The sequence below is a fragment of the Neobacillus bataviensis genome (genome assembly GCF_019969725.1).
The window spans coordinates 1-1407 of the sequence record NZ_JAHXYW010000041.1 but is presented as its reverse complement, the minus strand read 5'-3'; the positions used below and the strand labels follow the sequence as shown (position 1 = coordinate 1407).

Annotated in this window: 2 protein-coding genes; both read right to left on the bottom strand. The window is 35.1% G+C overall.

The features are described 5' to 3' along the window. Positions 1-181: 181 nt before the first annotated feature. Positions 182-379: a cupin domain-containing protein gene (locus tag LC455_RS32025; protein WP_223596794.1), complete on the bottom strand. Its 198-nt coding sequence runs from the start codon at positions 377-379 to the stop codon at positions 182-184. 230 nt (positions 380-609) lie between these two features. Continuing rightward, on the bottom strand, positions 610-1110 hold the full coding sequence (tpx, locus tag LC455_RS30930; protein ID WP_223596791.1) for a thiol peroxidase: 501 nt from the start codon (positions 1108-1110) through the stop codon (positions 610-612). Between the last annotated feature and the right edge of the window lie 297 nt (positions 1111-1407).

The window sequence follows — 1407 nt, the reverse complement described above, 5'->3', positions numbered from 1 at the left end:
CTGAAACCACTAGTACACTACAACATACTTTATTTCATTTCTATGCCATATTTCGCAGCAATGGAAGTCAATATTTGAATTGCTTCAGGACTAGGTGGTCCTTCTGGAGCAGGTGGTAATTGTTCAGGTACAGGTTCACTAAGTTCGTTAATAAACTGCTCAAATCCAGCGGGATAAACAGTTAGTAATACTTTGTTTCCGTGTTAACTTTAAAGGTATGTTCAATCCCTTTTGGAGCATATACATACGTTCCTGGAGTAGCGTGAATAACAGTATCATCTATGTAGTAAGTTATTTGACCTTCAAGAACGTAAAAAGTTTCATCTTCTCTCAAATGAGTGTGTGGTGGTGGTTCAAACCCTTTTCTTTCCTTTTGTATCCTCTCCGCTAACTAAAACTGCAACTTTGTGTCCTAAAAACAATACTGTGTTGTCCTCAGATTCCCGACGAAAAAATGGTGTATCCAAAATTTCGACCTCCCCCATTTAAACCTCGGAATAATAATATGCTTACGGATACACTCTTATTCTTCTTGTACTTTTAATATAAGAGGCCAATTTTGTTCTTGAATAAACCTGATTAGGGGGCTTTAATATCGTTTCTATTATATTATAATAACGTTATAACTGCATTTAATGCCGCTTCATAATTTGGGTGATCTGTTGATTCATTTACATACTCTACATATGTAACACGGTCGTTTTTATCAACAACAAAAATAGCCCGTGCTAATAAACGGAGTTCTTGGATAGCAACGCCATAAGCTTCACCGAATAAAAGATCTCGATGATCTGATAATGTTTGTAAGTCCTCAATACCATTTGCTGCACACCACCTTTTCTGTGCAAACGGTAAATCAGCGCTAATTGTAATAAACTGTACATTCTCAAATCTAGAAGCTTCCTCGTTAAAACGACGAGTTTGTACATCACAAACAGGTGTATCAATAGAAGGTATAACAGATATTAAACGAACTTTTCCTTTTGAATTGGCAAGTGTAACAGATGATAAGTCATTCGCCAGTAGAGTAAACTCAGGGGCTTTATCTCCGACCAATATGTCGTTTCCAACTTGTGTCACTGGATTTCCCTTCCACGTAAAATTAGTCATTTTTAATTCCTCCCTTATGCGGCTTTTACTTCATGATTATATGATATGTACCTATCATGCATTTTTATGATTCTTGTAAAATAAAATCCAGATGATTGTGAAATTTGTAAACAATGATTAGCAATTGGAGGGACTTGAAAAATGATGTACTCAAATTGATACTAAGTTATATTCCTCATGCACAAAACGTTCCGTAAACAAATTTAATTAAACCATTTATACCTTTAGTCCATCGGAAAACTCTATTAAGTTTTATATCCAGATTATATTTTATGCAATTTTGGCTTATCCCCTCTT